Origin of the sequence: Streptococcus mitis (genome assembly GCF_047465045.1) — a bacterium.
GTDB lineage: Bacteria > Bacillota > Bacilli > Lactobacillales > Streptococcaceae > Streptococcus > Streptococcus mitis_DT.
Map to the genome: position 1 here is coordinate 90836 of NZ_JASHAR010000002.1, position 17685 is coordinate 108520.

General features: G+C 40.8%; 16 protein-coding genes. 14 read left to right on the forward strand and 2 right to left on the reverse strand.

Features of this window, described 5'->3' with window-relative positions; translation table 11 throughout:
* Position 1: 1 nt before the first annotated feature.
* Positions 2-982, reverse strand: coding sequence for a tRNA dihydrouridine synthase DusB (gene dusB / locus QM409_RS02045; RefSeq protein WP_000183308.1), 981 nt, complete (start codon positions 980-982; stop codon positions 2-4).
* Complete coding sequence (hslO, locus tag QM409_RS02050; RefSeq protein WP_414305060.1) at positions 969-1841, reverse strand: Hsp33 family molecular chaperone HslO; 873 nt, start codon at positions 1839-1841, stop codon at positions 969-971. Before hslO ends, dusB begins: the two co-directional genes overlap by 14 nt.
* A 164-nt stretch (positions 1842-2005) precedes the next feature.
* On the opposite strand from hslO, the gene QM409_RS02055 reads away from it, so the two are divergent.
* The 14 genes from QM409_RS02055 (at position 2006) to QM409_RS02120 (ending at position 17680) form a co-directional block, all read left to right on the forward strand.
* The gene (locus tag QM409_RS02055) at positions 2006-3433 is read left to right on the forward strand and encodes a helix-turn-helix domain-containing protein (protein ID WP_414305061.1); all 1428 of its coding nucleotides are present in this window, start codon (positions 2006-2008) and stop codon (positions 3431-3433) included.
* A gap of 159 nt (positions 3434-3592) precedes the next feature.
* Positions 3593-5101, forward strand: coding sequence for a glycerol kinase GlpK (gene glpK, locus QM409_RS02060; RefSeq protein WP_084953116.1), 1509 nt, complete (start codon positions 3593-3595; stop codon positions 5099-5101).
* A gap of 194 nt (positions 5102-5295) precedes the next feature.
* Positions 5296-7122, forward strand: coding sequence for a type 1 glycerol-3-phosphate oxidase (glpO, locus tag QM409_RS02065; protein ID WP_261098057.1), 1827 nt, complete (start codon positions 5296-5298; stop codon positions 7120-7122).
* A 69-nt stretch (positions 7123-7191) separates the two neighbouring features.
* Complete coding sequence (locus tag QM409_RS02070; protein ID WP_004255366.1) at positions 7192-7896, forward strand: MIP/aquaporin family protein; 705 nt, start codon at positions 7192-7194, stop codon at positions 7894-7896.
* A 405-nt stretch (positions 7897-8301) separates the two neighbouring features.
* Complete coding sequence (dltB, locus tag QM409_RS02075) at positions 8302-9456, forward strand: D-alanyl-lipoteichoic acid biosynthesis protein DltB (RefSeq protein ID WP_414305062.1); 1155 nt, start codon at positions 8302-8304, stop codon at positions 9454-9456.
* A gap of 47 nt (positions 9457-9503) precedes the next feature.
* Positions 9504-10676 carry a D-alanyl-lipoteichoic acid biosynthesis protein DltD gene (gene dltD, locus QM409_RS02080; RefSeq protein ID WP_414305063.1) on the forward strand — a complete coding sequence of 391 codons (1173 nt, stop codon included), beginning with the start codon at positions 9504-9506 and terminating at the stop codon, positions 10674-10676.
* Between the two features lie 449 nt (positions 10677-11125).
* Positions 11126-11257, forward strand: a complete 132-nt coding sequence (locus QM409_RS02085; protein WP_000813664.1) for a teichoic acid D-Ala incorporation-associated protein DltX — start codon at positions 11126-11128, stop codon at positions 11255-11257.
* A gap of 20 nt (positions 11258-11277) precedes the next feature.
* Positions 11278-12828 (forward strand): D-alanine--poly(phosphoribitol) ligase subunit DltA, encoded by a 1551-nt coding sequence (gene dltA / locus QM409_RS02090; RefSeq protein ID WP_414305064.1) that lies wholly within the window; start codon positions 11278-11280, stop codon positions 12826-12828.
* Positions 12825-14069, forward strand: coding sequence for a D-alanyl-lipoteichoic acid biosynthesis protein DltB (gene dltB, locus QM409_RS02095; RefSeq protein ID WP_414305065.1), 1245 nt, complete (start codon positions 12825-12827; stop codon positions 14067-14069). The genes dltA and dltB (QM409_RS02095) overlap by 4 nt, the downstream gene beginning before the upstream one ends.
* Positions 14070-14082: 13 nt before the next feature.
* Entirely contained in the window at positions 14083-14322 is a 240-nt protein-coding gene (gene dltC / locus QM409_RS02100; RefSeq protein WP_000351967.1) for a D-alanine--poly(phosphoribitol) ligase subunit DltC, read from the forward strand.
* Positions 14315-15583, forward strand: coding sequence for a D-alanyl-lipoteichoic acid biosynthesis protein DltD (dltD, locus tag QM409_RS02105; RefSeq protein ID WP_414305066.1), 1269 nt, complete (start codon positions 14315-14317; stop codon positions 15581-15583). The genes dltC and dltD (QM409_RS02105) overlap by 8 nt, the downstream gene beginning before the upstream one ends.
* A gap of 153 nt (positions 15584-15736) precedes the next feature.
* Positions 15737-16177: a zinc-dependent transcriptional regulator AdcR gene (gene adcR / locus QM409_RS02110; protein WP_001249308.1), complete on the forward strand. Its 441-nt coding sequence runs from the start codon at positions 15737-15739 to the stop codon at positions 16175-16177.
* Positions 16177-16881: a metal ABC transporter ATP-binding protein gene (locus QM409_RS02115; protein WP_001269496.1), complete on the forward strand. Its 705-nt coding sequence runs from the start codon at positions 16177-16179 to the stop codon at positions 16879-16881. The genes adcR and QM409_RS02115 overlap by 1 nt, the downstream gene beginning before the upstream one ends.
* Positions 16874-17680, forward strand: a complete 807-nt coding sequence (locus QM409_RS02120; RefSeq protein ID WP_045612455.1) for a metal ABC transporter permease — start codon at positions 16874-16876, stop codon at positions 17678-17680. Before QM409_RS02115 ends, QM409_RS02120 begins: the two co-directional genes overlap by 8 nt.
* Positions 17681-17685: the final 5 nt, after the last annotated feature.

Consider the following 17685-nt stretch of genomic DNA (forward strand, 5'->3'; position numbering starts at 1 on the left):
TTTAAGCCTTATCCAACTGCAAGAGTGCCTCAATCTCTGCTAGGGTGCTAGCTTGTGAAATGGCTCCACGGAGTTTAGCTGCACCAGATGTTCCACGGAGGTAGTGAGGAGCGAGTCCGCGGAATTCACGAACTGCTACGTTTTCTCCTTTGAGGTTAATCAAGCGTTTCAAGTGTTCGTAAGCGATTTTCATCTTGTCTTCAAAGGTCAAATCAGGGAGAATTTCTCCTGTTTCAAAGTAATGGTTGATTTGGTTGAAGAGGTAAGGATTTCCCATGGCAGCACGGCCAATCATGACTGCGTCAGCACCGACTTCTTCGATGCGTTGCTTGGCTTCTTGAACTGTACGGATGTCACCGTTGGCGATAAATGGAATCTTGGTCAAAGCTTGAGCGACCTTGTGAAGGGTCTCAAGGTCTGCATGACCTGTATACATTTGTTCGCGGGTACGGCCATGCATAGCAAGAGCAGAAACACCTGCAGCTTCAGCAGCGAGGGCATTTTCTACTGCAAGAGACGGATCGGCCCAGCCGGTACGCATTTTGACAGTAAGGGGGATATCAAGGACAGACTGGACCTTGTTGATGATAGAGTAAATCTTGTCTGGATCCTTGAGCCACATAGCGCCAGCTTCGTTCTTCACGATTTTATTAACTGGGCAGCCCATGTTGATATCCACGATATCGGTTTTGGTGTTTTCTTGGATGAATTCTGCTGCGCGTGCCAGGCTGTCTTCATCACTACCAAAGAGTTGGATAGAGACAGGGTTTTCGCCTTCGTCAATATGAAGCATGTGCAGGGTTTTTTCGTTGTTGTATTGGATTCCCTTGTCAGAGACCATTTCCATTACAACGAGTCCAGCTCCGAGCTCTTTTGCAATAGTACGAAAGGCTGAGTTGGTCACGCCAGCCATGGGTGCTAAAACGGTACGATTGGGAATCTCAACATTGCCAATCATAAAAGGTGTATTAAGATTTGTCACGAATGAGTTCCTCCAGGTCGTTTTCATCAAAGTTATAGGTAGTTTGGCAGAATTGACAAGTGATTTCTGCTCCGTGGTCTTCCTCTTTCATTTCCTGTAAGTCTGAGCTTGGAAGGCTAGCAAGAGCGTTCATAAAGCGTTCATGGCTACAGTCACATTGGAAACGGATTTCTTCTTCAGAAAGACGCTTGTAGGCCTCGTCACCGTAGATTGCCTTGAGGAGGGCTTCGATATGGTCTTCGCTTTCGAGAAGGGTTGAGATAGCTGGCATTTCTTGGATGCGTTTTTCAAAGCGAGCAATCTCTTCTTCCTTGGCTCCTGGCAAGACTTGGACTAGGAAACCACCTGCAACCTTGACCTTGTCTTCATCGTCCAAAAGGACATTGAGGCCGACTGCAGAAGGGGTCTGTTGGCTTTCAGTCAGGTAAAAGGCAAGGTCTTCACCGATTTCCCCAGAGATGAGGGGAGTCATAGAGTTGTAAGGATTTCCAGTACCATAGTCTGTGATAACGAGGAATTGTCCGTTTCCAACAAAAGGTCCGACTAGGACTTCACCAGTTGCAGTCTTTTTGATGTCTACACCGGGATTTTGAACGTAACCTTTGACATTTCCCTTGGTATCAGCGACGGTGATGATAGCGCCTAGAGAGCTAGATCCCAACACCTTAACTGTTAGTTTGGTATTTCCTTTTTCATTGGCTACGAGAATCTGGCTAGCGATAAGAGTTCGACCAAGCGCTACAGTTGAGCTAGCTTGGGTTTGGTGTTTTTCTTGAGCAGTGCGGACGGTTTCTGTGCTGTCAAGGACAAAAGCACGAAAGGCTCCGCTTTCTGATATAGTTTTAATAATTTTATCCATAGCTACTATTTTAGCATAAAAATGCCCAAAGGGGGAGCCGTGTGTTTGCTGATTTTTAGGATAATGAACCAGGAAATCAGCAGGGAAATAAAAAGAGAAACAGATTATTTCAGCATTTGTAAGATTTATGCTATGCTTAAGGTAGAACATGAAAGGGGTAACAAATGTATTTAGGAGACTTGATGGAAAAGGCTGAATCTGGCCAATTTTCAATCCTTTCCTTTCTATTGCAAGAGTCTCAGACGACTGTTAAGGCTGTAATGGAGGAAACAGGATTTTCAAAAGCAACCCTAACTAAATATGTCACCCTGCTCAATGATAAGGCTTTGGACAGTGGTTTAGAGCTGAACATCTCCTTAGAAGATGAAAATTTGCGTCTGTCGATCGGTGCAGCTACAAAGGGGAGAGATATTCGGAGTTTGTTTTTGGAGAATGCGGTTAAATACCAGATTTTAATTTATCTTCTCTACCACCAACAGTTTTTAGCCCATCAGCTGGCTCAAGAATTGATGATTAGTGAGGCAACGCTTGGCCGTCACTTGGCTAGCTTAAATCAGATTTTGTCAGAATTTGATTTATCTATTCAAAATGGACGTTGGCGAGGTCCAGAGCATCAGATTCGCTATTTCTATTTCTGTCTTTTCCGCAAGGTCTGGTCCAGTCAGGAATGGGAAGGCCATATGCAGAAACCAGAGAGAAAACAGGAGATTGCTACACTAGAAGAAATCTGCGGTGCAAGTTTGTCTTCGGGGCAGAAATTGGACCTGGTTCTCTGGGCTCACATCAGTCAACAACGTCTCCGGGTCAATGCCTGTCAGTTTCAAGTCATAGAAGAAAAAATGCGAGGGTATTTTGACAATATTTTCTACCTTCGTTTGCATCGAAAGGCTCCGTTCTTTTTTGCTGGACAACACCTTCCTTTAGGAACTGAGGATGGGGAGATGATGATATTCTTCTCTTTCCTCCTATCTCATCGCATTCTTCCTCTTCATACTATGGAATATATCCTTGGTTTTGGAGGGCAGTTGGCAGATTTGCTGACGCAATTGATTCAAGAAATGAAGAAGGAGGAGTTGCTAGGCGGTTATACAGAGGACCATGTCACCTATGAACTTAGTCAGCTTTGTGGTCAAGTTTATCTCTATAAGGGTTATATCTTACAGGACCGCTACAAGTACCAGTTAGAGAATCGTCATCCTTATTTGCTGATGGAACATGATTTTAAAGAGACAGCAGAAGAGATTTTTCATGCCTTGCCTACCTTTCAACAGGGGACGGATTTGGATAAGAAGATTCTCTGGGAATGGCTCCAGTTGATGGAGTATATGGCTGAAAATGGTAGTCAGCATATGCGAATTGGTCTGGATTTGACATCTGGTTTTCTTGTTTTTTCAAGGATGGCAGCCATTTTGAAACGGTATTTGGAATACAACCGTTTTATTACCATTGAAGCCTATGACCGAACTCGGCATTATGATTTGCTGGTTACCAATAACCCGATTCATAAGAAGGAACAGACACCAGTCTATTATTTAAAAAATGACTTGGATATGGAAGATTTGGCAGCGATTCGTCAGTTATTATTCACTTAAAAGGCTTGGTCGTTCCAGGTCTTTTTTGTGAAATTCACACAATCTCCTCACATTTTTTTAAAAATTAAAAAAAGTTGATGAACAAGAAAGCGCTTTATTTTGTATACTAGTTAGTGTAAAGAGGAAACATCCTCAAGATCATTCTCAGGAGGACAGCACATGTCACAAGAAAAATACATCATGGCCATTGACCAGGGAACTACAAGCTCTCGTGCCATTATTTTCAACAAAAAAGGAGAAAAGGTCAGCTCGAGTCAAAAAGAGTTTACCCAGATTTTCCCTCAGGCAGGTTGGGTAGAGCACAATGCCAATGAAATTTGGAACTCAGTCCAGTCAGTTATTGCGGGTGCTTTCATCGAAAGTGGTGTCAAGCCAAGTCAAATCGAAGCAATCGGAATTACCAACCAACGTGAAACAACTGTTGTCTGGGATAAGAAAACAGGGCTCCCTATCTACAACGCTATCGTTTGGCAGTCTCGCCAAACAGCCCCTTTGGCTGAGCAACTAAAAAACCAAGGTTATGTGGAAAAATTCCATGAAAAGACTGGTTTGATCATCGATGCTTACTTCTCAGCGACTAAGGTTCGTTGGATTTTGGATCATGTAGAAGGCGCTCAAGAGCGAGCAGAAAAAGGGGAATTGCTCTTTGGTACCATCGATACTTGGTTGGTTTGGAAATTGACTGACGGTGCGGCTCACGTGACTGACTACTCAAATGCAGCTCGTACCATGCTTTATAACATTAAAGAACTCAAATGGGATGATGAGATTTTGGAAATCCTCAACATTCCTAAGGCTATGCTGCCAGAAGTTCGTTCTAACTCTGAAATCTACGGTAAGACAGCTCCATTCCATTTCTACGGTGGAGAAGTGCCAATCTCAGGTATGGCTGGGGACCAACAGGCAGCCCTCTTTGGGCAGTTGGCCTTTGAACCTGGTATGGTTAAAAATACTTATGGAACAGGTTCTTTCATCATCATGAATACTGGGGAAGAGATGCAGTTGTCTGAAAATAACCTCTTGACAACGATTGGTTACGGAATCAACGGCAAGGTTTACTATGCCTTGGAAGGTTCAATCTTCATCGCAGGAAGTGCTATTCAGTGGCTTCGTGACGGTCTTCGCATGGTTGAAAATTCACCAGAATCTGAAAAATACGCTCGTGATTCTCACAACAATGATGAAGTTTATGTCGTTCCAGCCTTTACGGGTCTAGGTGCTCCATACTGGAACCAAAACGCTCGCGGTTCTGTCTTTGGCTTAACTCGTGGAACAACTAAAGAAGACTTTATCAAGGCGACTTTGCAATCTATCGCTTATCAGGTGCGTGATATCATCGACACCATGCAAGTGGATGCGCAGACAGCTATCCAAGTCTTGAAAGTAGATGGTGGTGCAGCTATGAACAACTTCCTCATGCAGTTCCAAGCTGACATTTTGGGAATCGATATCGCACGCGCCAAAAACTTGGAAACAACAGCTTTGGGGGCAGCCTTCTTAGCAGGTTTGTCAGTAGGTTACTGGAAAGACTTGGATGAGTTGAAACTCTTGAACGAGACAGGGGAACTCTTTGAGCCATCTATGAACGAATCGCGCAAGGAACAACTCTACAAGGGCTGGAAGAAGGCTGTGAAAGCAACGCAAGTCTTTGCGGAAATCGATGACTAATACTCAATGAAAATCAAAGAGCAAACTAGGAAGCTAGCCGCAGGTTGCTCAAAGCACTGCTTTGAGGTTGTGGATAGAACTGAACGAAGTCAGTAACCATACATACGGTAAGGCGACGCTGACGTGGTTTGAAGAGATTTTCGAAGAGTATAATACTGGAAGAATAAAGCGACTTAGTTAGAAAGTGTGTAAATATGGAATTTTCAAAGAAAACACGTGAATTATCAATTAAAAAAATGCAGGAACGTACTCTGGATCTCTTGATTATCGGTGGAGGAATCACAGGGGCTGGTGTAGCCTTGCAGGCGGCAGCTAGTGGTCTTGAAACTGGTTTGATTGAAATGCAGGACTTCGCAGAAGGAACATCCAGCCGTTCAACAAAACTGGTTCACGGAGGACTACGTTACCTTAAGCAATTTGATGTAGAAGTGGTATCAGATACAGTTTCTGAACGTGCAGTGGTTCAACAAATCGCTCCACACATTCCGAAACCAGACCCAATGCTCTTGCCAGTTTACGATGAAGATGGAGCTACTTTTAGCCTCTTCCGTCTTAAAGTAGCTATGGATCTTTACGACCTCTTGGCAGGTGTCAACAACACACCAGCTGCTAACAAGGTTTTGAGTAAGGAAGAAGTCTTGGAACGCCAGCCAAACTTGAAGAAAGAAGGTTTGGTAGGAGGTGGGGTTTACCTTGACTTCCGTAACAACGATGCTCGTCTCGTGATCGAAAACATCAAACGTGCCAACCAGGACGGTGCCCTCATTGCTAACCACGTGAAGGCAGAAGGCTTCCTATTTGACGAAAGTGGCAAGATTACAGGTGTTGTAGCTCGTGATCTCTTGACAGACCAAGTCTTTGAAATCAAGGCCCGTCTGGTTATTAACACAACAGGTCCTTGGAGCGACAAGGTGCGCAATTTGTCTAATAAGGGAACACAATTCTCACAAATGCGTCCAACTAAGGGAGTTCACTTGGTAGTGGATTCAAGCAAGATCAAGGTTTCACAGCCAGTTTACTTTGATACAGGTTTGGGTGATGGCCGTATGGTCTTTGTTCTCCCACGTGAAAACAAGACTTACTTCGGTACAACGGATACAGACTACACAGGTGATTTGGAACATCCAAAAGTGACGCAGGAAGATGTAGATTACCTACTTGGCATTGTCAATAACCGCTTCCCAGAAGCCAACATTACTATTGATGATATCGAAAGCAGCTGGGCAGGTCTTCGTCCATTGATCGCAGGCAATAGCGCTTCTGACTACAATGGAGGAAATAACGGAACCATCAGTGATGAAAGCTTTAACAACTTGATTACGACTGTTGAATCTTATCTCTCTAAAGAAAAAACTCGTGAAGATGTAGAGGCTGCTGTTAGCAAGCTTGAAAGCAGTACCTCTGAGAAACATTTGGACCCATCTGCAGTTTCTCGTGGTTCTAGCTTGGACCGAGATGATAATGGTCTCTTGACCCTTGCTGGTGGTAAAATCACAGACTACCGTAAGATGGCTGAAGGAGCTATGGAGCGCGTGGTTGACATCCTCAAAGCAGAATTTGACCGTAGCTTTAAACTCATCAATTCTAAGACTTACCCTGTTTCAGGTGGGGAATTGAACCCAGCAAATGTGGACTCAGAAATCGAAGCCTTTGCGCAACTTGGAGTGTCACGTGGTTTGGATAGCAAGGAAGCTCATTACCTAGCAAATCTTTATGGTTCAAATGCACCGAAAGTCTTTGCTCTTGCTCATAGTTTAGAACAAGCACCAGGACTCAGCTTGGCAGATACCTTGTCCCTTCACTATGCAATGCGCAATGAGTTGGCTCTGAGCCCAGTTGACTTCCTCCTTCGTCGTACCAACCACATGCTCTTTATGCGTGATAGTTTGGATAGCATCGTTGAGCCAGTTTTGGATGAAATGGGACGATTCTATGACTGGACTGAAGAAGAAAAAGCCGCTTACCGTGCGGATGTCGAAGCAGCTCTTGCTAACAACGATTTAGCAGAATTAAAAAATTAAGAAAAAATAAAAGAGGCGGCGGGCAACAATCCTTGTCGCCCGCCCCTTCTTTTTAATGGAGATAGAAAGATGATGAATGAATTATTTGGAGAATTTTTGGGAACTTTAATCCTGATTCTTCTAGGAAATGGTGTTGTTGCAGGTGTGGTTCTTCCTAAAACTAAGAGCAATAGCTCAGGTTGGATTGTGATTACCATGGGTTGGGGGATTGCAGTTGCGGTTGCAGTATTTGTATCTGGCAAGCTCAGTCCAGCTCATTTAAACCCAGCTGTGACAATTGGTGTGGCTTTAAAAGGTGATTTACCTTGGGCTTCCGTTTTGCCTTATATCTTAGCCCAGTTCGCAGGGGCTATGCTCGGTCAGATTTTGGTTTGGTTGCAATTCAAGCCACATTATGAGGCAGAAGAAAATGCAGGAAATATTTTGGCTACTTTCAGCACAGGCCCAGCTATAAAAGATACTGTATCAAACTTGATTAGCGAAATCCTTGGCACCTTTGTATTGGTATTGACAATCTTTGCTTTGGGACTTTATGACCTTCAAGCAGGAATCGGAACCTTTGCAGTGGGAACTTTGATTGTCGGTATCGGTCTATCACTAGGTGGGACAACAGGTTATGCCTTGAACCCTGCACGTGACCTTGGACCTCGTATCATGCACAGTATCCTTCCAATTTCAAACAAGGGAGACGGAGACTGGTCTTATGCCTGGATTCCTGTTGTGGGACCTGTTATCGGTGCAGCCTTGGCCGTGCTTGTATTCTCACTTTTCTAAGATATTAAAACTCAATTATTCATACCTCAATAAACACAACTTACAAAAAATGACCAAAATAAAGGAGTACTTTCTCATTTCATTTTGGTCATTTTGATTTTTTTAAGTTTGTATACTGGTGTTGATTACTATTTCAGCTAAAAAGTCAGAATCCTTCACCAGTTCCTTCATCAATTTTTTGTTCTTGAATTTTATTTATTGTGTGAATAATTTTGTCTCATTATTGGGGTTCAGTACTAAGAGTCGGTTGAATTTTTTATTTTAGGGAATTAGATAATAGAAGTATTTATAGTTTTTAAATTATGATATAATGAATAAAGTTAACTATCCTTGGTAATATGATAGGAACTAATCTTAAAAAGATAAATCATGAGATGAGAAAAAGAAAAAAGGAGTTTGACGGGTATGAATTATTTCGAGGGGAATGAGTTTTTCCTTCTTTTGTTTGTAGTTTTATTGATTGGTTTTGTAGTAAACTTTTTTGAAAAACGTAAGGACTACTATATTTTGACGCTCTCCCTCTTATTTGCAGTAGCTATTTATGGTAAGAGTAGAGCAATGATTGTCTATTTAATCTCCTTTGTAATTTATCAATATTTTCTGGTTTTCATAGCACAGAGGATAGAAACAAAGCGGCTGAAACCTCTGGTTTTCCTTTCTATTTTTCCTTTGGTGATTAATAAAGTCTTTGCCCTGACTTCTCTGCATTTGTTGGCCTTTATTGGAATTTCTTACATGTCCTTTAAGACCATTCAGATCATGCTAGAAATATCGGATGGCTTGATCAAAGAAAAAATCAGTGTAAAAGATTATCTACAGTTTTTGCTCTTTTTCCCAACAGTTAGTGCTGGTCCGATTGATCGGAGTAGGAGATTTTTAAAAGAGATAAACGAGGTCATGCCTCGGAAAGAGTATCTAGAGTTAGCTGGGGACGGTATTTATCGTATCGTTCTAGGCCTTCTCTACAAGGTTGTTTTGTCAACCTATGTGTACCAGATGTTACTCGCTCTAAATAATACTGGTACAGTCGTCTACTCAATCAAGTACATGTACCTTTACACCTTGTATCTTTTTTTCGACTTTGCAGGCTATAGTCTAATGGCTGTTGGAAGTAGTAACATTCTAGGTATTCAGACACCGATGAACTTTAACAAACCTTTCTTGAGTGTCGATATTAAGGATTTTTGGACCAGATGGCATATCACCTTGTCGACTTGGTTGAGAGATTTTGTGTTTTCAAGAGTATTGATGCAGGTTATCAGGAAAAAATGGTTTAAAAATAGACTACACAATGCAACCTACGCCTATATGGTCAATATGTTGGTCATGGGTTTTTGGCATGGTCTTAGTGTTAGCTACATTGTTTATGGTTTTTATCACGGTGTCTTGATGGCTGGATTTGAAGTGTATCAAAAGAAAAGCACTTTTTATAAGAAAAATAAAAACAAAAATTGGTATAAGCTACTGAGTTGGTTTGTGACCATGAATTTGGTTATGATTGGTTTCTTTATCTTTTCAGGTGAACCCTATAAAATCTTACTTACGATTTTAAAGAGATAAGAACTTGAAAAGAGATTGGACGGATCGAAGGGATAGGATAAAACTAGATGATTAAACTAAAAGCATTTTTGCTATCGCTTGTGCTCGTAATTGCGACGCTTGCGCTTTTAAATGTGACATACGTCAAGAAGATTGATGATTATTATAAAGTTAAGGATAACAGTATTCGCTATAGCACTTCGTATGAAAAGTATAAAAGTAGAGATATTCTGACAAGCAATATTACTCCCAATACACTGGTTTTATTGGGCTCATCAGAGTTGGTTGCGACGATAAATGAAGACTACCATCCCAATAAAATTTTTAACTACAACGATTTTAATATCATGCAGATTGGAACCAGCTATTCACAAAACATCATTCAGGCTACGACCTTGGGCTCAATTGAAGGATCTATGACTAAGCGAAAAGTGGCTATAATAGAGTCGGTTCAGTGGTTTGAAAAAGATGGGACTCATCAAGATGCCTTTTTGAACAAGGCTTCTCAAGAACATATTTTCCATATGCTAGATAATGATAAGATTAGTAAGGAAACGAAAGAAAAACTAATCAATCGCATTATCGAGATTACCAAGGGGAACAAGCAACAAAATGACATCTACAAAAAATACAAAAGTTATTTCATAGATGAGAAAGGAACGATTGTTGATAAAAAACTATTAGAGTTCGATAACGCGATTTATTCCTTTAAACTCAAACAGACTTTTTATCAAAAACATGCCAAATCAGATTATCCTTCACTAGGGGATAAAACCCCAGACTATGATTGGGAGAAAATGACGAATCAGTTTGTAGAAGAGGTCAAAAAGAAAACAGACAATAATGATTATGCTGTTGATAATAACTACTACAATACCTATTTAAAAGATCGCTATGTATCTCTGAAAGATTCTAATAAAGATTTGAGTTATCTGGAGTCACCAGAGTATTCAGATATGGAACTCTTCTTGACAGTTGCCAAGGAATTGGGCATTGAAGTTGAGGTCATTATTTTCCCAGTAAATGGTAAATGGAATGACTACACAGGTGTCTCAAGAGAGATGCGGGAGAAAACTTATAAAAAAATAGAAGATGTCGCAAAAAGCCATGGTGCAACGGTATTAAACTATGGAAACAGAGAGTATGATGATTACTTTTTATTTGATGTGATGCATGTTGGAGTGAAAGGATGGATGGAAGTTGAAAAAGAACTATACAAATTTGCAAACCAAGATAACTAACACGCACCGTTTAATCTTGTGGACGTTATTTTTCTATACGGTTATCTTAAGCATCGTGATTTATTGTTTTGTGACCGATTTTTCGAACATTCAAGAATTTATCTATAGTGAATTTTAGGATTACATACTATAAAAAACTCTAGATAAAGGGAACTGCACCGATAAAGTGAGACATAAGATAAGGCTCTATAATATTTATAGTGGAGACATCCTCTATAGGTAGTATGGAGCCTACTTTATTGTAGCACTATATAAATTATACTGAAAAGCATTCAAGCTATCATTAGAAAGAATCATATGGAATAAATTAATGTTACTGAAACGTAGTGAAAATAGACGGGTAAACAATTGAAAAACTAGTCTATAAAGTGGTATAATAGCAGAAAAATAAATTAGTAAGAAATTGATTTTATTTTAGCGAAAATTACAGAAATGAATGGTTTTTCTTGATGAAACAGAGAAAAGAATTGTACCTCTTTTTGGGTCGGACAGCCTTGTATTTTATTATCTTTCTAGGGCTACTTTACTTTTTTAGCTATCTTGGTCAGGGTCAAGGAAGCTTTATCTATAATGAATTTTAACTTGAAGGAGAATCCTTATTATGTCAAATAAACCAATAGTAGATATGATTGAAACCATTGAGCATTTTGCTCAGACCCAGCCTAGCTATCCTGTTTACAATGTTTTGGGACAGGAACACACTTATGGAGATTTAAAGGCTGATTCGGATAGTTTAGCTGCAACTATTGACCAACTGGATTTACCAGAGAAGTCTCCTGTGGTTGTTTTTGGAGGCCAAGAGTATGAAATGTTGGCAACTTTTGTTGCTCTGACTAAGTCAGGCCATGCCTACATTCCCATTGACAGTCATTCAGCCTTGGAGCGAGTTTCGGCTATTTTAGAAGTAGCAGAGCCAAGCTTGATTATTGCTATCTCAGACTTCCCATTGGAGCAGGTTTCTACACCGATGATGACTCTAGCTCAGGTTCAAGATGTCTTTGCTCAAGGGACTAGCTATGAGATCACGCATCCAGTCAAGGGTGATGATAACTATTACATTATCTTTACGTCTGGTACGACTGGTAAGCCTAAGGGAGTACAGATTTCCCATGATAACCTCCTCAGCTTTACCAACTGGATGATTACGGACAAGGAATTTGCGACGCCAAGTCGTCCGCAAATGCTGGCTCAGCCACCTTATTCTTTTGACCTGTCTGTCATGTACTGGGCGCCTACCTTGGCACTTGGTGGTACGCTCTTCGCCCTTCCTTCAGCTATTACTCAGGACTTTAAGCAACTCTTTGCGACCATCTTTTCATTGCCAATCGCTATCTGGACATCAACCCCTTCTTTTGCGGATATGGCCATGTTGTCAGAAGACTTTAATAGCGAGAAAATGCCTGGAATCACGCATTTCTACTTTGATGGTGAAGAATTGACGGTTAAAACAGCTCAAAAACTACGCGAGCGTTTCCCAAATGCCCGTATTATCAATGCCTACGGCCCAACAGAAGCGACAGTGGCCCTGTCAGCAGTTGCCGTGACAGACGAGATGCTAGCGACTCTCAAACGCCTCCCAATCGGCTATACCAAGGCTGATTCTCCAACCTTTATCATTGACGAGGAAGGCAATAAATTGCCAAATGGCGAACAGGGAGAAATCATTGTTTCTGGACCAGCCGTTTCAAAAGGTTATATGAACAATCCTGAAAAAACAGCAGAAGCCTTCTTTGAATTTGAAGGACTGCCAGCCTATCACACAGGCGATGTGGGATCTATGACAGATGAAGGCTTGCTTCTCTACGGCGGACGTATGGACTTCCAGATTAAGTTCAACGGTTACCGCATTGAGTTAGAAGATGTCTCTCAAAACCTCAACAAGTCTTGCTTTATCGAGTCTGCTGTCGCAGTACCGCGCTATAATAAGGATCACAAGGTACAAAATCTGTTGGCCTATGTCATCTTAAAAGATGGTGTCCGTGAGCAGTTTGAACGTGATATCGATATTACCAAGGCTATCAAGGAAGATTTGACAGATATTATGATGTCTTATATGATGCCGTCCAAATTCCTTTATCGAGACAGTTTACCACTGACTCCAAATGGAAAAATTGACATCAAAGGATTGATTAACGAGGTGAATAAGAGATGATGGAGTTCTTTCAACAGCTTCCTCATTTAGAGCCATACGGCAATCCTCAGTATTTTGTCTATGTGATTGCTGCAACCTTACCTATCTTTATTGGCCTCTTTTTCAAGAAACGCTTTGCCTGGTATGAAGTGCTGGTAAGTCTCTTCTTTATCATCACCATGTTGGTGGGTGGAAAGACCAATCAACTAGCTGCCTTGGGTATTTACCTTTGCTGGGAAATATTGCTCTTGCTTTTCTACAAGCACTATCGAAAAAGTAAGGATGGCAAGTGGGTATTCTACCTAGTTAGTTTTCTGTCCCTCCTTCCGATTATCTTTGTCAAGGTGCAGCCAGCTATCAATGGAACGCAGTCTTTGCTTGGATTTTTGGGAATTTCTTACCTGACCTTTCGTTCGGTTGGGATTATCATCGAGCTGAGAGATGGAGTGATTAAGGATTTTACCCTCTGGGAATTCCTCCGTTTTCTTCTCTTTATGCCGACTTTTTCAAGTGGTCCAATCGATCGCTTTAAGCGTTTTAATGAAAATTATCAGACCATTCCTGAGCGGGATGAGTTGATGAATATGCTGGAAGAATCCGTTCGCTATATCATGTGGGGATTTTTGTACAAGTTTATCCTAGCTCATGTTTTAGGAGAGACCTTACTCCCTCCTCTGAAGAATCTAGCCCTGCAGTCAGGTGGCTTCTTTAACCTCTATGCCTTGGCAGTTATGTATACCTTTGGTCTAGAACTTTTCTTTGACTTTGCAGGCTACTCTATGTTTGCCTTGGCAATCTCAAACTTAATGGGGATTCATAGTCCAATTAACTTCAACAAGCCTTTTTTATCTAGGGATTTAAAAGAGTTTTGGAATCGCTGGCACATGAGTCTGTCTTTCTGGTTCCGTGACTTTGTCTTTATGCGAATGGTCATGGTGTTGACCAGAAAGAAGGTCTTTAAGAATCGCAATGTAACCTCAAGTGTGGCCTATATTGTAAATATGCTGATTATGGGATTTTGGCATGGAGTGACCTGGTACTATATCGCCTATGGCCTCTTTCATGGATTAGGCTTGGTTATTAATGATGCTTGGATTCGTAAGAAAAAAACGCTCAATAAGGAACGGAAAAAAGCAGGGAAAGCTGCTCTACCTGAGAATCGCTGGATTCAGTTGCTTGGCATGGTTATCACCTTCCATGTCGTCATGCTGTCATTCTTAATCTTTTCTGGATTTTTGAATGATTTATGGTTTAAAAAATAAAAGGAAATAAAATATGGATATCAAATCAGAAGTTATTGAAATTATTGATGAGTTGTTTATGGAAGATGTTTCTGACATGATGGATGAAGATCTTTTTGATGCAGGTGTCTTGGATAGTATGGGAACGGTTGAGTTGATTGTGGAGATTGAAAACCGTTTTGACATTCGTGTCCCTGTAACAGAGTTTGGTCGCGACGACTGGAATACAGCTAATAAAATCATAGCTGGCATTGTGGAGTTACAAAATGCTTAAACGCTTATGGATGATCTTCGGACCGGTCTTGATAGCTAGTTTGTTGGTTTTTTTGCTCATTTTCTTTTACCCTACTAGTAAAAGTTATAATTTATCAGAAGAAAAACGATATGCAGCAGCGATTAGTACACAAAGTTTTAGAGAAAGATTTCAGAAAGTGAGAGCTCTTTCGGACCCAAGTCTACGATTCATTCCCTTTTTTGGTTCTAGTGAGTGGATTCGATTTGATAGTATGCATCCAGCTGTTTTAGCGGAGAAGTACAATCGTTCGTATAGACCCTATTTTTTAGGACAAGCAGGAGCAGCTTCTTTGAACCAGTACTTTGGTATGCAGCAAATCTTGCCAGAGCTAGAAAATAAACAAGCTGTTTTTGTTATTTCTCCTCAGTGGTTCACAGAAACGGAGTATGAACCTGCAGTTTTTCGTAGGTATTTTAACACGGATCAATTGGGTGCTTTTTTGGAAAATCAGTCTGGAGATGTGTCAAGTCGTTACGCCGCTACGCGTTTAATGAAAAAGTATCCTAATGTAGTATTGGGAGATATAGTCAAAAAAATAACCGAGGGTGAGCAACTTTCAGAAATAGATAAGACACTCATAGATACATTGGCACGATTCAACCAAAAACAATCATTTCTATTTGGACAATTGTCAGTGAATGATGGAGAAAAATATAGAGATCGTGTGGAGAAGTATTTAAAAGACTTACCAGATAAATTTTCCTACGATGAATTGAGAGAAATTGCTATAAAAGATGCTGAAGCAAATACCACGAATAATGATATGGGGATGGAAAATCATTTCTATGATACGCAAGTAAAGAAAGATTTAAAAAAGTGGAAGGATTATCAGAAAAATTATAATTTTCTAAAATCATCTGAATATAATGACTTGCAATTAGTTTTAAATCAATTTGCGAATTCAAAAGTAAATGTATTGTTTGTGATTCAACCTGTTAATAAAAAATGGATAGATTATACAGGGTTAAATCAAGATATGTATCAACATGCAGTTGAAAAGATTCGTTATCAGTTAGAAAGTCAAGGTTTTACCAATATAGCAGATTTTTCAAAAAATGGGGCTGAACCTTATTTTGTAAAAGATACAATTCATATTGGTTGGTTAGGTTGGTTGGCTTTTGACAAGGCTGTTGATCCTTTCCTATCCAATCCCACACCAGCACCGACTTACCACTTGAATGAGCGCTTTTTCAGCAAAGATTGGGCGACTTATGATGGAGATGTCAAAGAATTTCAATAGATCATAATATAGAAGAGTTCAAGAATGAAGCCTATTTTCACGTTTTTTCTTGACTCTTTTTTTGGTTGTGATATAATTAACCAGTAAATAATTTTTCAAAGAATAGTATTTTTCTCTTAAAAAAAGAGAAGTCCAAAAGGAAAGGAGTCAGATATGAGACAGCTAGCGAAGGATATCGATGCCTTTTTAAATGAGGTGATTTTGCAGGCAGAAAATCAACATGAAATCCTAATAGGTCATTGTACTAGCGAGGTGGCCCTGACCAATACTCAGGAGCATATTCTCATGCTTTTGTCAGAGGAATCTTTAACAAATTCAGAGTTGGCCCGTCGCCTCAATGTCAGTCAGGCAGCAGTTACCAAGGCCATTAAGTCTTTGGTCAAGGAAGGGATGTTGGAAACATCTAAAGATCCTAAGGATGCGCGTGTGATTTTTTATCAGTTGACTGATTTGGCTCGTCCAATCGCTGAGGAGCACCATCATCACCATGAGCATACACTTTTAACCTATGAACAAGTGGCGACTCAGTTTACTCCAAATGAACAAAAAGTGATCCAGCGGTTTTTGACTGCTTTAGTAGGAGAAATCAAATAATGAGATACATTACGGTAGAGGATTTATCCTTCTATTATGATAAGGAGCCCGTTCTTGAACATATCAATTATAGTGTTGATAGTGGGGAATTTGTTACCTTGACTGGGGAAAATGGAGCGGCTAAGACGACACTCATCAAGGCTAGTCTTGGAATCCTCCAACCACGCATTGGAAAGGTGACCATTTCAAAGACAAATACGCAGGGTAAGAAATTGAGAATAGCCTATCTTCCTCAACAGATTGCTAGTTTTAATGCAGGTTTTCCAAGTACGGTTTATGAGTTTGTCAAGTCGGGTCGCTATCCGCGAAAAGGCTGGTTCCGTCGTTTGAATGCTCATGATGAGGAGCATATCAAGGCTAGTTTGGACTCAGTTGGTATGTGGGAACACCGAGACAAACGCTTGGGTTCTCTATCTGGAGGACAAAAGCAGCGAGCGGTGATTGCGCGCATGTTTGCTTCGGATCCAGATGTGTTTATTCTAGATGAGCCGACAACGGGGATGGATGCAGGAAGTAAAAATGAATTTTACGAACTCATGCATCACAGCGCCCATCATCATGGCAAGGCTGTTTTGATGATTACCCATGATCCTGAAGAAGTTAAGGACTATGCGGACCGCAATATCCATCTAGTCCGTAACCAAGACTCACCATGGCGTTGTTTCAACGTTCATGAGAATGACCAGGAGGTGGGCCATGCTTAGTTTATTATCTTACGACTTTATGCAACGCGCCTTTCTGGCTGTTATTGCTATGAGTCTTTTCTCGCCGGTATTGGGAACCTTCCTTATCTTGCGTCGTCAGAGTTTGATGAGTGATACCCTCAGCCACGTCTCGCTTTCGGGTGTAGCCTTTGGTCTGGTTCTGGGGATTTCTCCGACTATTTCTACTATTGCCATTGTCTTGATTGCGGCAGTCTTCCTGGAGTATCTCCGTACGGTTTACAAGAACTTTATGGAAATCGGGACAGCTATCCTCATGTCGACAGGACTGGCTGTTTCTCTGATTGTCATGAGCAAGGGTAAAAGCTCGAGTTCTATGAGTTTGGACCAATATCTTTTTGGTTCGATCGTGACTATCAGCGAAGAGCAGGTTATTTCCCTCTTTGTCATTGCGGCGGTTGTTTTGATTTTGACCTTCCTCTTCCTTCGTCCGATGTATATTTTGACCTTTGATGAGGATACGGCCTTTGTGGATGGCTTGCCAGTTCGTACCATGTCCATTCTTTTTAACATGGTGACGGGGGTGGCCATTGCCCTTATGATTCCAGCTGCGGGAGCTCTTCTGGTATCGACCATTATGGTCTTACCAGCTAGTATTGCCCTGCGTCTGGGGAAAAACTTTAAATCGGTTATGCTGCTTGCCAGTGCTATTGGATTTTTGGGAATGGTAGCAGGACTTTACATTTCCTACTATGCAGAAACACCTGCAAGTGCAAGTATTACCATTATTTTTGTAACTGTTTTCTTGCTAATCAGTTTAGTAAGACGTTTTATCAAATAGGAGAT